Here is a 13,029-nt window from a genome sequence, read left to right as displayed (position 1 = left end):
CGTGATATAGGTTATAGCTGAGAGTGTGCTCTAAAATCGGATGTTTGCGGATTTGTACGCCGATAAAAAATAGGGTGACCGCTCCCAAGAATGCAAAGGAAGCCTGCCAACCGTTCCATCTTTCAAAATACTTTCGATTGAAGATCTCGAAGGTAATGATTCCCAAAAAAAGCGCATCGAAACGAGTGTGCGTAGCGTAGTAGATTCCGCCAGCGTCTCCATTGAATTGGTGGTAAAAGCGGAAAAAAATCGGAAGAATATAGATTCCAAGTAAAATCAACATTCTTTTTTGAAAAGGAAGTTTGAACAAAACGAACAAGCAGAGAAAGGGAAGAACGATATAAAAATGTTGTTCTAAAGACAGGGACCAACCGAACTCGAAAACTCGATTCGGATTGTAATTGGAATATAAGAAAATATCTGACCAAGGATTTGTGACGGCGATGGACGCGCGGTTTAATACAAACGCTTCGATTTCATTTAGATTCGATTTCGCTTTCATTTCATTGTAGATCACGATTGAAAATAAAAACGTAATGATCAATACGGTATAATAAGCGGGATAAATTCTTAATATTCTTTTGAGATAAAATTCCTTGATATTGAGCGTGGAGTATTTTTCGTAAACACGGAATAAACCCGCATAAATCAAAAGACCACTCAAAAGAAAAAACAAATCCATAAAATGAATCATGCTCAAGATGGAATTGAGAGAAGATTCGGTTACCAATCCTTGTTCTAAAAATTTATGGGAATTGTTTTCCCATAAATGGAAAAAAAGGACGATTAAAATCGAGAAGGCTCTTAAGCCGTTGAGAGATTCGATTTCTTTTGGATCTTTTTTAAAAACGCCGAAAATATAATCCAGGATCTTAGCTTTCATTTTTATTTTTTTACCGATCGACCGTCTTTGAATTCTTTGGAAACTTCACCTTGATGGCGGGTAATGGCACTATCGTCAACTCGTAAACGGACTTATTTAACGAAGACAAAGTTATCTCTGAACAATCAAAAATTCGCTTACTGCGAATTATAAATCTGAATGTGCAAATACAGGTTATCGGGAATGATTCAGTTGCGCGGTCAATTTGCCTAACGTTTTGATTTTGTCTTCCACCTTCGATGTTAAACGAATTCCTCCGCTCAGTCTTAGGAAGTTTCTAAAGTTTCCTGTTCCTGAAAAAATCGGGCCGGGAGCTATGGAGATATTGTGTTTCCAAGCCTCGTTCTGTAAAAGAAGACTATCAACTTTATTCGGCAGTTCTATCCAAAAGACAAGACCTCCTTGCGGGTTGGAAATCGAAGTCGACTCAGGAAAGTGTCTTAGGACCGATTCTCTAATTTTTACGAGATTGGAGGAGAGATTTCTTCGAAGGATTTTTATATTTCTTTCAAAGGAGGTTTTGAGGTATTCGCTCAATGCGATTTGAGGAATACTCGGAAGAGCTAATCTGGAAAGTTTTAATTGTTTTTGCAATTCCTGTCCTTTTTTTCCGGGAAGAATCCAGCCGATTCTTAAATCAGGAGAAACGATTTTAGAATAAGAAGAAATTTTATAAACGATTTCTTTTTTATCAAACGATTTTAGAGATAAGGGACGAGAAGAAGTGAAATATAGATCTCCGTAAATATCGTCCTCGATAATCGGAATATTCTTACTTGAACAAAGTTCTACGACGGTTTTTTTATTCTCGCTGGATAAAAGACTTCCGGTCGGATTTTGAAAGTTGGGATTTAATACGATACATTGAACCGGGTACTTGCTCAACGCTTCTTCCAGATGTTGAAGACTCATTCCATGGATCGGATCCGTAGGAATTTCCAAAACCTTTCTTCCCAATCTTTGAATGCTTTGCAAGATTCCGAAATAAACGGGAGATTCAACCGCGATGAGATCGCCGGGCTTTGTCAAAACTTGGATGCAAAGATTGAGAGCGTCCTGACATCCGTTCGTGACGATGATTTCCGATTCGTGACTTGCGATTCCTTGAAGGGAGGATCTTAACGAAATTTGTTTTCTAAGGCCGGGATATCCTTGCGCGTTTTGATAGTTATGACTATCGGCGATCAAGACCGCTTTTTTTAAGTTTTTGTGCAAGGAGGGAATCGGCAGGTATTCCTTCTCGGGAACCGCGGTTCCTAATTGCAGAATATTAGGATTTTGTAATGAATCTAAGAGAGACGAAATTCTTTCGTCGATTCCGAAAGAGGACGCAATTTTCGGTTTTTTGGGCATCGTAGGAACTTTGGTTCCGGTTTTTCTGGAAAGCACAACGTAACCGGATTTAGGTTTGGACTCGATATAACCTTCGTTTTCCAGAAGTTCGTAAGCCAATAGGACAGTGGAAATGCTGACTTTGCTTTCGGCGGACACCTTTCGCAAGGAAGGCAATTTATCCCCGGCCTTTAACGTTCCCGATTCGAGCATGGATTTGAGGGAAATCGCTATAGATTCGTATTTAGAATTTTCATCTGTACTGGTTGAGATTTTCATTTCTGTATCTGTTATGATCGAGTAAATTTGTTATAACATAAAGGAGGGACAAAGGAAATCACTTTTTATGAAACTAAAAATTCTTCAGATCGACGCGTTTGCCGAAAAGATATTTCAGGGAAATCCAGCCGCGCTTTGTCCCTTGGAAAGTTGGATCCCGGACGATTTGATGCAGAAGATCGCTTTCGAAAATAATCTGAGCGAAACCGTCTTTTTTGCTTTGGAAGGGGATTCCTTTCGAATCCGTTGGTTTACTCCAGAACGAGAGGTGGATCTCTGCGGTCACGCGACTCTTGCAACCGCATATTATCTTTTTAATCAAGGATTGATCGAAGGAAACGTCGCTCGATTTCAATCACTTTCCGGCGAACTTTCCGTATTCAAAAAAGAGAATATACTTTACTTGGACTTTCCTGCGCGCAAACCGGTAAGAGTTGAACAAATTCCGAAAGAAATTATCAACTCGTTTTCAATTCTTCCGATAGAAGTATGGAAGTCGAGAGACTATCTTCTTGTATACGAAAATGAAAAAGCTCTCCGTGATCTTTCTTACAATGCCGAAGTGGCTAAGAATTTGGATTCTCTTGGAATCATCGCGACTTGCATCGGAGAAGAATATGATTTTCTTTCCCGATTCTTCGCACCCGCCGCAGGTTTGTACGAAGATCCCGTGACCGGTTCTTCACATTGTTCTCTGATTCCTTTTTGGTCCGAGAGATTGGGTAAAAAAAATCTGAATGCTTACCAGGCTTCGTACAGAGGGGGAAAACTTTTTTGCGAAGATTTAGGAGAACGTGTTCGGATCGGAGGAACCTGCGTTTCGTATCTGGAAGGATGGATCGATATATGAATGGAAATGATTTTATCTTTTCGGATCGAATCTTAAAATCGAATCGATCCTTTATTCGGGAAATTTTGAAGGTTACTTCACATCCGGAAATCATATCCTTTGCCGGCGGTCAACCGGACCCGACGTTATTTCCTTTGGAAGAATTGAAGTTTTCAACGGAAGCGGCGTTTCAAAAACACGGCTCCCAACTACTTCAATACGGAGTTTCCGAAGGATATATCCCGCTTCGGGAAAAGATCTTTGAAAGATATTATAAAAATATAAAATATCCGAACTTCAGTCCCGAAAATATCCTCATTACGACCGGCTCTCAACAAGCCCTAGATTTGATCGGTAAAATATTTATCAATCCCTCCGATTCGATTCTTATCGAACGACCGGGATATTTGGGGGCAATCCAGGCCTTTTCTCTTTATGAACCTTTCGTGATCGGAATCCCATTGGAGGACGACGGCTTAGATATTGTCGCATTAAAAAATATACTTTCTAAAACGAACCCGAAATTTCTTTATTCCAACCCAACGTTTCAAAATCCTACGGGTAAAACGCTTTCTATCGAAAAACGGAATATGCTCGCCGAAGTTTTGAGAAGTAACCATTGCATTTTGATCGAGGATAATCCCTACGGTGAGATCCGTTTCGAATCCGAGAAGATTCCGAGCGTTCAGTCTTTGTATCCGGAGAGAACGATCAGTATTGGAACCTTTTCTAAAACCCTTTCACCCGGATTTCGAGTCGGTTGGGTCTGCGCTCCCAAAGAGATTCTGGACAAACTTCTCATCGCAAAACAAGCGAGTGATCTTCATTCCAACATTCCTTCTCAGTTCATATTGAACGAATATCTAAATCATTATGATCTGGATTTGCAAATCGATAGGATTCGAAATTCCTACAGACTCAAAAAAGAATGTATGGAAGAATCTTTGAAACAATATTTGACCGAATTTGCGGATTGGGTTTCACCGAAAGGGGGAATGTTCTTTTGGTTAACCTTGAAAAACGAAGTAAATTCAATGAGACTTTTCGAAGCAGCAATCGCGAATAACGTAGCCTTTGTTCCGGGAAATCCGTTTTACACGGTAGAACCCGAAACAAATACGATGAGAATCAATTTCTCACATTCTTCGATCGAAGCGATCGAACGCGGAATTCGAAGAATCGGAGAATCGATCCGAAAAGTTTCCACCGTTTCCGCTTAGGAGAAATGCTATGATTAGCCCGGAACACTGCAGACTAATGGCCGAATACAATCATTGGATGAACGAAAAAGTATATTCCACTTCTCTAAAGTTATCTGATTTTCAACGTAAAGAAGATCGAGGCGCTTTTTTTAAATCCATTCATTCCACATTGAATCATATCCTCTGGGTGGATATGTCTTGGATGGCGAGGTTTCAAGGACAAGATCTTACGAAAGGATCGGCTAGTTCCGATTCTTATTCCGATTTTGAGGAATTAACCTGCGTAAGAAAAGAATACGATTCAAAAATCATCGAATGGTCGAAAGGGATTCGGCAGGATTGGCTTGAGGCCCCGTTTCGCTTTTTCAGCGTCGTTTATCAAAGGGAACTCGAAAAGCCTACCTGGGTTTTGGTGGATCACATTTTCAATCATCAAACTCATCACAGAGGTCAAATCACCACGCTTCTTTCCCAATTCGGTCTTGATGTGGGAGTAACAGATCTTGCCTGGATGTAAACCGAGATGATCGGAAGGGTTCGTTTTTTATAAAGTCTATTTGGATTCTTTCAGAATTTTTTCTTTCAAGATCAAAAACGGCCTTTCGATCAATAGATATAAGATCCAAGAAGACAGAAAACAATAGAAAATCGCCGCAAGAACTGCCATTATAAATTCTCCCGTGCTCGGAGCTGCGACTCCGGACAGAACTTTCGAAATGGCGATCCCTGCGATTAGTATATTCCATAAGTACATCGTATAACTGAGTCTTGCGATCGGTCTTAAAAAGGGAGAACCGAGTATGGATGAGATCGCGCTCTCCGTTTGAATCGAAGCAAAGATCAACATCGAATATCCTATATTAAATAAATTGAAACCGATCGTTCTGCGAAACCAGTGGTCTAACGAGAAAACATGTCCTATCAATAGAATAAAAAATCCGAAAACCGGAATCGAATTTTCTATTAGTTTGGATTTTTTTGTTTTTAGCGAAGAGATTTGAATTTCAGCTAGAATCATTCCTACGATTAAACTGTCCACCCGAGTGTGGGAATAGATTAACACTGAAATATCGGAATTCTTAAGAAGATAAAAAAACCGAAAAGACAAAGGTATTAAATAAAGAATAACCAACAAAAGGATTCTTCTCGGAGGTTTTAGTTTTAAGAGTAGAAATGTCGAGATAAAAGGAAGAAGCACGTAGAATTGTTCTTCGATGGATAAGGACCAGCCGACCAAGGAGAGGCGGTGTTGGGTGTAATTCGAGATGTAAAAAAAATCCGAATAACAATTTTGCAACATCTGGTAAAGCGAATGTAATTCCGCCGATTGAAATTCGTTAGGATTCGGAATTTGGGATATTTTCTGAACCTTTCCCAGAAAATATAGGAAAAGAATCAATAGGCTAAAGTAGTAGGCCGGAAAGATGCGGAGGGTTCTTGCGATAAAGAATCTTTTTTTGCTAAACTGATCCGGTTTATTTTCATATTTTAGAATTCCTGAATATATTAAAAATCCGCTTAAAACGAAAAAAAGATCCACTCCTGAGTTGAAGTTCCAAAGTATACTTTGGATAATTTTAGGAATATTAGAAATGGAAAACGGAAGCCAAACGTGATAAATGATGACGAAAAGGATCGCAATCGCGCGGATTCCGTTCAGGGATTGGATTTCTTTTTCATTTTTAAGAAAGGGGAAAAAATATAATCGGATAGTTTTCGAAACAAGGACAAAACTCAAAGATCAGCTTTTTAGGGTTTTTTGTTTATAGAGTAGTTCTTTGATCAGATTTTTTTCGGATCTTCCTAAAATTCCTTTTTCTTCGAAGATTCCCAAAATCTCCATCGTGATTTCAGGTTCCAAGACAGACAGATCCGCAAAAAGAGACTGGTGATTGAGTTTTCCGGATTTGTACTTTTCTAGAATCGTATGCGATGATTCTATGATCTGCTGTTTACGAGAAACCAATTCTTCCATCGTGGAAAGGATCATAAAAATTTCCGGGTCGTCTTCGAAAAGTTTTAGAATATGCTGATAGATTCCAGGACTTCGGATCGGGAGTTCGTAAATTCCGTCTTTGAGGGAAAGATATAATTCTTTTTCTTCTTCTATCGATAAGCCTGCGAGAGTTTTTAGATCGGAGACGGTATCGGGAGGAAGAACAGTGAGAAATTGAGAGGCGAATTCCGGGTCTTTCGCTTCTCTTACACAGAAGGCGACAAAATTGCAAATTCTTTTTGAAGAGAGAGATTTCCAAAAATCGTTCGATTTTAAATCCAAAAACGTGATGTTTTTTCTTTCCCTCCTGCGTTCGTCTTCGGATTGCATAAAAATGTTGTATTCATGTATTACAATTTTATAAAGTAATTTGTCGCTGAATGCGTCGATGACTTCTTTGATCTTTTCGGGTTCTATGAGTGCGAGAAAATATCTGAGGACTTCAAAATATACATCGCCCCTTGAGATAAAACCTTCCAAGACGAGAGGATGCGCCTGCAAAAACGCGGACGCGCCCACGTTGATTCCCACCTTTCCTTCGGCAAAGGCGTTCATCTTTTCTTCGGCGATGCAGGATTCTCTGATTTCTCTACTCCAGTCGTTTGGAATGAGATTTTGTCTGCAATTTGCAGGACACGGCTCTCCCAGGGAAATGCCGATTTTGCAGAGGGTTTTTTTATTTTTTTCCAGAAGGCTTCCTTACGTCAGGGAACAATATCTCCACAGTCTCTCATTTCAGGAGCGTATGGATTTTGTATTTTTGTGCCTTGCGACACCCAGGTTTTTTTTACCATGGGGCAATAGAATTTATTAAAGACTCCGTTTCCTCCGGCGAGTTTTACGCTTTCCGCTAAGGTTTCGGAAAAAGAAGAATAGGCTTGGAAAAATTTTTCTACGTCTTTCGGATCTTTTTTCTGGAGTGAGTTTAACATTTTCTCCGCCTCGGATTTTAGACCTCCGTTCAATGCGATTAGAGCCTGAACGTTCGCTTCCAATTTGGCGACTTCGGGGATTTTTCCTTCCTCTTTCATCAGGAAGCTGTGGATCGATTCATTCTCTAATAAAATAGACTGAAGAGCGTCTTTTTCCGGCTCCGTTATAGGAGCTCTCTGCTTAGCGCAAAAAACAAGAAATATAAGAATCCCGATGGATAGTAGAAATGGACGGAACATTTTTAAGTTCTCCAAGATGATCATAAGGTTAAGTCTATGATTCTAGAAAAAACCTTGGTGTAAAGTAAGGAAAAGATTAAAATACAAAAAATGAAAAAGATCTTTTCTCAGGTTGTATTGGTCTCGAATAGCGCAGGATGTTGGAAAAATCTCCAGATCGATTGTTGTTTACGCTTCACTTTAATTCGACCTATTTTGGTCGACGAAAGGGTGAGAAAAGCGATCTTATACTCATTATTACGATCGGGAAACAGGTTGCACATTCTACCAGGTCTTGGATTCTACTGAAAATGAAAACGAGGTTCTTTTTCTATGACTGACTTTTACGACAAACACATATTTGTTTGTGAAAACGTAAGGGGAGAAGGGGAACGGGTTTCCTGCGGCCGCTCCGGTTCAATTCAGCTATTGGCGTCTCTTAAGAAAAAAATAAAGGACTTGTCGATTCCTGGAAAAATAAGAATCCAAAGAGCCGGTTGTTTGGATCGATGCGAGCTCGGTCCGGTCCAGGTGAGTTATCCGGAAGGAAGGTGGTTTTCTTTGAGGACCGAAGAGGACGTAGACATATTCTTAAAATATTATATATCATCGGAACAAATTGAAAAGATAGAACATTTAATCATTAAGGAAAACGAATGAACCTCCCAAAAACATACAAGGCATTAGAACTCAGAGAATACAGCGAAAACAAAAGCAGAGCTCATATCGTTGAAAAAACGATTCGTCCTTTGAAAAAGGGCGAGGTATTGATTCGTATGCACTCCGCATCCATCAACCCTTCCGACTTGATGTTTTTGCGCGGACTTTACGGGATCAAAAAGAAATTGCCTGTCGTTCCGGGTTTCGAAGGAAGCGGACAAGTCATAGCCTCCGGCGGAGGGTTTTACGGTTCTTATTTGAAAGGTAAGAATGTCGCCTGCACTGCGCCGGGAAGAGGCGACGGAGTTTACGCGGAATATATGATCACGGATGCCTTTAGTTGTTTACCGATCGGGAAAGATCTTTCTTTGGAACAAGGCGCGTGTCTTTACGTAAATCCTATCACCGCGATCGCGATGGTCGATCTAGCCCAAAAATACGGAGCCAAAGCGATCGTTCAAACTGCGGCCGCGAGCGCGTTAGGAAAAATGGTGGTGGGAATTGCGGCAAGAAAAGGAATGAAGGTGATTAACGTGGTTCGCAAACCGGAACAGGAAGCCGCCTTAAAGGCGATCGGAGCGGAACATATCCTCAATTCGGAAACTTCCAATTTTGAAAGACAACTTCGGGTGCTTTCCAACGAACTCAAAGCGACCGTTTGTCTGGATGCGGTTGCGGGAGAATTGACCACGAAGGTTCTGCTCTCGATGCCTTACGGAAGCCGTGCGATCATTTACGGCGCGCTTTCTGAAAAGGAAATTCCACTTCATGCAGGAATGATGATATTCCAAGATAAAAAGTTGGAAGGTTTTTGGCTTTCCACATGGGTTCCGCAACAGAGTCCGTATAAAATCTGGAAACTTTCCAAAGAATTGAGATCCTTGGCCAAAAAAGAATTAAAGACGGATATCGCCGCGAGATTCCCTTTGGAAAAAGCGGTGGAGGCTATCGATAACTACGCGGCAAATATGACAAAGGGAAAAGTTTTGATTCAAACTCCTTTCGCGGAAGGAAAATAAAATTTGGGAACGTTGAATTCTAAAATTCGAATCGGAATTTTTTTATCTGGATTTGTATTTTTTATCTTCTCGTGCTCAGCTCTCCGAGATAATTATAAGGCTCTGCAGAAATGTAAGTTTCACGTTCTTTCTTTGGAAGCTCAGAAAGCGGAGTTGATTTCGTTTCCGCCGGTTCCGAAAATCATCTTCTTGGCGAAGGTGGAAATAGAAAACCCGAACGAAACGGAAGTTACGATTCATAAATTCGATCTTTCGTTTTACGTTCCGGATTCTTCGGAGAAGGAATCGGAACTCGCTCGCGTGATCTCCAACGAACAGATCATGATTCCGGCGCTTCAGAAAAAATTGGTGGATCTTCAGGTGGAGACCTTGTTCGAAAAGAAGATGGATCGTAATCTTCTTCAAATCGCGTTGGGAATTTTACAAGCCGGTCTTTCCGGAAAAGAACTTTTGTTTTCCATTCGCGGAACTTTCGAATACGAAACGATCTTCGGTGCGGTTCAAATTCCGGTGAACGAAAAAATTCCTTTGAAACCCTCGAAGAAAAATTCGGTCGGATTTTGATGACTCTTTCGTATTTGTATCCGTACGCAGTTCGAAAGAAATGGTGAATACGATGTATTTTTCATTTCGGAATAATCGGTTTCAAAAAAGTCTGAAGTTTTGCGCGACCGGATTTTTATTCTTATATTGTTTTATCGGATGTTATCAGAAGAACACGGACGCGGACTTTTACGAATTCGAGGACGCTAATACTCGATTGATCGTAGCGTATCAGGCGAAGGACGCGCTTTGTAATACGAATCGCCGAGTAACGGCTTTTGTTCCGGGAAGATCCAGAAAAAAAGACATTGAACTTTGTGTAAGCGCCGTCTTTGCGGTGAGTTGTCAATCCTGGTCTTCCACTTCCTCCGATGCGACTCCGGCCACTTGCAAAGGGATCGAATTTCGATATTAAGGAAATTGAATGAAGCCCACGGAATGGTTTTTTGGAATCAGCCTTTTGCTTGCGGGTCTCATCTATCTTTTCCTTCTTTTGGTGCGAAAGAAGGAAAAAACCGGAAATTCCACGGTCAAGTATGTTCTCCCGAAAGAGGAAACGGCTTCCGCACAAAATCGTTCCGATTCGCGGGATTCTAAAAATCCAAGAACGAACATACTGGAAGTTTTTGATTACAATGGAATCAAGATCATGCATGAGAACGGGATCTACACCGTAAACACCGGCGGCGAAATCGAAGTCTACGCTTCCTGGCAAACCCTTCCCTCGCGTTATCAAAGAATGGTGAAAGAAATGGACCATCGTGCGACCGGGGAAAAAAAAGCCGGAAAGTATTATATGGAGATTCTCAACGGTGTGTATTACGTGATCTTTCCGGACGGGAAAAAACAAAAATACAAACATTTTGAAGACATTCCCGAAAAGATCCGGAAGAATCTAGGTTATTAAACGGATTCTTTTCGGAAGTGATCCCCTTAAGAAATACAATTTTCTCCTTTTATCATCGGTTGCGGAGTCGAAATCGTTTTACAATTTTGTTAATCGATTCTTACTTAAAAACGCGTTATCTGGTCTTTGATCCAAGTTTAACGATCCGAGCAATGTCCTTCAATCCGACCTTGGACGTATTTCTCAAAGAACAAGGAAAGGAAGAATGGGCTTATCTGACGGCGTCCAATCCCGAATCCGAGATTCTTTCCGAAGCGGAAAACAAAGATAGAAATACCCTGCTGCGGCGCGAACTGAACGCGTTTTCGGTTTTCGAAGGCGAAGGAAGAGGGCAGGATCCGAATTGGATTCCGGAATCCAGTTTTCTCGTACTTGGAATTTCGGAAAAGCGGGCGATTCTTCTTGGAAAAAAATTTCAACAGAACGCGATCTTAGCCGGAAAGATCGCTCGTCGATCGAAATTAAAATTTTTATACTGAAGTTTAAAATCGCTTTTCATTTCTTCTTTGCATAAGAATCTTCCGTTCTGTGAATCGTTTTCCGTTACTCCTTACACTGAGTCTGTTCTTATCACTTTACTGTGGTCCTTTGTTTTCTCCGAGTATCGATTCCACAAAAGTCAGAATTCCGGCGGACGGAAAATCAATCGCCGTGATCACGATCACAAACCCGTACTTCGGAACTCAGGATTCTTTCTTATGGGATGAGAAAAAGGAATCTTCATTGAAACTTCTTTCCCTAGAAAGTTCCGGTTCTAAGCAAATCATACGTTTGATTGCAGGTTATAAACCGGGACGTTCTATGGTTCGAACAAAATTAGGAACTCTGATCGAGATCGAATTGTTTTCTCGAGAAGGAGATTGGGACGAGGACGGTTTTCCCGATCATTCCGAACTCGGATCCGAAGAGGATCGTCAAGCCTTTCGAGAATGGTTTGTTCAAATCGCACTTTCTCAGTATCTAAAAGAGACCGGTTCTTGGAATTCGAGGGAAAGGGATTGCAGCGGATTGATCCGATTCTCCTATAAAGAAGCTTTAAAGAATCATGATTTACTCTGGCAAAAAAAAATCGGAATTCTTCTCGATAAGAATATTCCCGATGTCCGTGAATTTCAATATCCGGATATACCTTCTATCGGAATCAATTTATTCCGTACCGGTTCGAAAACCTTCGGAGCTTTTGCCGATGCGGAAAGTCTTGAAAAATACAATACCTTCTTTGTTTCGAAGAACTTAGAATCTGGATTTTCGGGCGACGTTTTATTTTTTCGAGAAGATCGCGGAAATGGAACCAATTTTCACTCGATGATTTTGGTGGAAGAAAATAAAACGAATCCGCTTTTATTGTATCATACCGGATCCAACCGAGGGATTCAATTGATTCGGGCGAAAGAATTACACAAGAGTAATCGATTTTCCCCCGAACCTGACAATCCTTTCTTTTTGGGATTGTATCGATTTCGTATTTTAGATTGAGGTTATGGAATGAAACGCGTTCAAAATTTGATTCTCTGGTTTTCCGTCGGCGCCGCTTTGATTCTGGGAATCGCGTATCGATTTCCGATTTCGGGAAGTCCTAACTTTTACTTAGGAACGGACCGCAGCTTCGGCCCGGGAGAAAAACCTTATATCAACTTGGAAGGCAACGGACGGGCGGATTACGAATTTAGAATTTATAAGATCGCCGATCCTCAGGCTTTTCTTTCCAAAAAAGTAAAGGAAAGACTGATTCAGGAAAATAACGATGGCGCTTTCGGAAATCCGATCGCTCTTTTTTCCAAAACGATGGATAAGTTTGAAGGAGATTTTCGGAACGTCGCAAGAAAGGAATTGAATTCTTCCACCCGTTCGGCTCTGAAAAAGACGTTAGGCGTCGATTATGAAGCGACTCGGGAGGAAAAAACCTTGGCCGTTTCTTCGATTCTTCCGGAGCACGAATTGGTCTCGACGTTCTTTGTTCCCAGCGTTGCGTCTTCTTGGGCTTATAGAAGAATTCCGGTCCCCGTTCAGGAAAACGGAGTTTATCTTGTGGAAGGCGTTTCCGGTTCCAACCTCGCTTACACGGTTCTCGTAAGATCCAGTTTGAATTTTTTAGTAAAACAAGCGAGTTCCGAAACGTTCGTTTATGTTGCGAGAAAAGATACGGGAGAACCGGTTCCCGATGTAGATCTGAATCTATTCAGCCTGGAGACGGGAAGTATATTCCATTCTTCTAAAACGGGATCGGA

15 protein-coding genes and 1 pseudogene are annotated in these 13,029 nt (G+C 41.0%); 11 read left to right on the top strand and 5 right to left on the bottom strand.

What is annotated here, in order from left to right:
• The coding region (locus CH376_RS22140; protein WP_100788428.1) for an acyltransferase family protein at positions 1–883 on the bottom strand (883 nt) is incomplete at its 3' end.
• A gap of 174 nt (positions 884–1,057) precedes the next feature.
• A complete protein-coding gene (locus CH376_RS22135; protein WP_100788426.1) occupies positions 1,058–2,494 on the bottom strand; it encodes an aminotransferase-like domain-containing protein in 1,437 nt (478 codons plus the stop codon).
• A 67-nt stretch (positions 2,495–2,561) separates the two neighbouring features.
• Here CH376_RS22135 and CH376_RS22130 point away from each other — a divergent pair, with 67 nt between their 5' ends.
• From CH376_RS22130 to CH376_RS22120, 3 genes are read left to right on the top strand one after another with little or no spacing between them, the layout of a single operon-like run.
• Positions 2,562–3,344: a PhzF family phenazine biosynthesis protein gene (locus CH376_RS22130; protein ID WP_100788425.1), complete on the top strand. Its 783-nt coding sequence runs from the start codon at positions 2,562–2,564 to the stop codon at positions 3,342–3,344.
• Complete coding sequence (locus CH376_RS22125) at positions 3,341–4,543, top strand: aminotransferase-like domain-containing protein (RefSeq protein ID WP_100788423.1); 1,203 nt, start codon at positions 3,341–3,343, stop codon at positions 4,541–4,543. Before CH376_RS22130 ends, CH376_RS22125 begins: the two co-directional genes overlap by 4 nt.
• A gap of 10 nt (positions 4,544–4,553) precedes the next feature.
• Complete coding sequence (locus CH376_RS22120) at positions 4,554–5,042, top strand: DinB family protein (RefSeq protein WP_100788421.1); 489 nt, start codon at positions 4,554–4,556, stop codon at positions 5,040–5,042.
• 36 nt (positions 5,043–5,078) lie between these two features.
• Here CH376_RS22120 and CH376_RS22115 read toward each other — a convergent pair whose 3' ends face one another.
• From CH376_RS22115 to CH376_RS22105, 3 genes are read right to left on the bottom strand one after another with little or no spacing between them, the layout of a single operon-like run.
• Entirely contained in the window at positions 5,079–6,263 is a 1,185-nt protein-coding gene (locus CH376_RS22115; protein ID WP_207769153.1) for an acyltransferase family protein, read from the bottom strand.
• Positions 6,264–6,266: 3 nt separating this feature from the next.
• On the bottom strand, positions 6,267–7,211 hold the full coding sequence (locus tag CH376_RS22110) for a hypothetical protein (RefSeq protein WP_100788420.1): 945 nt from the start codon (positions 7,209–7,211) through the stop codon (positions 6,267–6,269).
• A gap of 14 nt (positions 7,212–7,225) precedes the next feature.
• On the bottom strand, positions 7,226–7,693 hold the full coding sequence (locus CH376_RS22105; protein WP_100788433.1) for an LIC13259/LIC11441 family protein: 468 nt from the start codon (positions 7,691–7,693) through the stop codon (positions 7,226–7,228).
• A 312-nt stretch (positions 7,694–8,005) separates the two neighbouring features.
• On the opposite strand from CH376_RS22105, the gene CH376_RS22095 reads away from it, so the two are divergent.
• The 8 genes and pseudogenes from CH376_RS22095 to CH376_RS22060 all read left to right on the top strand — a co-directional run.
• Positions 8,006–8,332: a (2Fe-2S) ferredoxin domain-containing protein gene (locus CH376_RS22095; RefSeq protein ID WP_100788417.1), complete on the top strand. Its 327-nt coding sequence runs from the start codon at positions 8,006–8,008 to the stop codon at positions 8,330–8,332.
• On the top strand, positions 8,329–9,351 hold the full coding sequence (locus CH376_RS22090; protein WP_100788415.1) for a zinc-binding dehydrogenase: 1,023 nt from the start codon (positions 8,329–8,331) through the stop codon (positions 9,349–9,351). The genes CH376_RS22095 and CH376_RS22090 overlap by 4 nt, the downstream gene beginning before the upstream one ends.
• Before the next feature lie 3 nt (positions 9,352–9,354).
• Complete coding sequence (locus CH376_RS22085) at positions 9,355–9,915, top strand: LEA/WHy family protein (protein WP_100788414.1); 561 nt, start codon at positions 9,355–9,357, stop codon at positions 9,913–9,915.
• A 52-nt stretch (positions 9,916–9,967) separates the two neighbouring features.
• Entirely contained in the window at positions 9,968–10,309 is a 342-nt protein-coding gene (locus CH376_RS22080) for an LIC13255 family lipoprotein (protein ID WP_243398304.1), read from the top strand.
• 9 nt (positions 10,310–10,318) lie between these two features.
• Positions 10,319–10,801 carry a hypothetical protein gene (locus CH376_RS22075; protein ID WP_100788413.1) on the top strand — a complete coding sequence of 161 codons (483 nt, stop codon included), beginning with the start codon at positions 10,319–10,321 and terminating at the stop codon, positions 10,799–10,801.
• An 86-nt stretch (positions 10,802–10,887) separates the two neighbouring features.
• Positions 10,888–11,280: a DUF3293 domain-containing protein gene (locus CH376_RS22070; protein WP_243398302.1), complete on the top strand. Its 393-nt coding sequence runs from the start codon at positions 10,888–10,890 to the stop codon at positions 11,278–11,280.
• A gap of 49 nt (positions 11,281–11,329) precedes the next feature.
• On the top strand, positions 11,330–12,277 hold the full coding sequence (locus tag CH376_RS22065; protein ID WP_207769152.1) for a DUF1175 family protein: 948 nt from the start codon (positions 11,330–11,332) through the stop codon (positions 12,275–12,277).
• Between the two features lie 9 nt (positions 12,278–12,286).
• A pseudogene (locus CH376_RS22060) lies at positions 12,287–13,029 on the top strand (alpha-2-macroglobulin family protein); the annotation flags it as partial.

Origin of the sequence: Leptospira adleri, assembly GCF_002811985.1 — a bacterium.
Lineage (GTDB): Bacteria > Spirochaetota > Leptospiria > Leptospirales > Leptospiraceae > Leptospira > Leptospira adleri.
This window is presented reverse-complemented; position numbering and strand designations above follow the sequence as displayed.

What these genes read in the sequence shown, in the direction of transcription:
- CH376_RS22135 (WP_100788426.1), bottom strand. Translation starts at nt 2,494, where the DNA reads ATGAAAATCTCAACCAGTACAGATGAAAATTCTAAATACGAATCTATA.
- CH376_RS22130 (WP_100788425.1), top strand. Translation starts at nt 2,562, where the DNA reads ATGAAACTAAAAATTCTTCAGATCGACGCGTTTGCCGAAAAGATATTT.
- CH376_RS22125 (WP_100788423.1), top strand. Translation starts at nt 3,341, where the DNA reads ATGAATGGAAATGATTTTATCTTTTCGGATCGAATCTTAAAATCGAAT.
- CH376_RS22120 (WP_100788421.1), top strand. Translation starts at nt 4,554, where the DNA reads ATGATTAGCCCGGAACACTGCAGACTAATGGCCGAATACAATCATTGG.
- CH376_RS22105 (WP_100788433.1), bottom strand. Translation starts at nt 7,693, where the DNA reads ATGTTCCGTCCATTTCTACTATCCATCGGGATTCTTATATTTCTTGTT.
- CH376_RS22095 (WP_100788417.1), top strand. Translation starts at nt 8,006, where the DNA reads ATGACTGACTTTTACGACAAACACATATTTGTTTGTGAAAACGTAAGG.
- CH376_RS22090 (WP_100788415.1), top strand. Translation starts at nt 8,329, where the DNA reads ATGAACCTCCCAAAAACATACAAGGCATTAGAACTCAGAGAATACAGC.
- CH376_RS22080 (WP_243398304.1), top strand. Translation starts at nt 9,968, where the DNA reads ATGTATTTTTCATTTCGGAATAATCGGTTTCAAAAAAGTCTGAAGTTT.
- CH376_RS22075 (WP_100788413.1), top strand. Translation starts at nt 10,319, where the DNA reads ATGAAGCCCACGGAATGGTTTTTTGGAATCAGCCTTTTGCTTGCGGGT.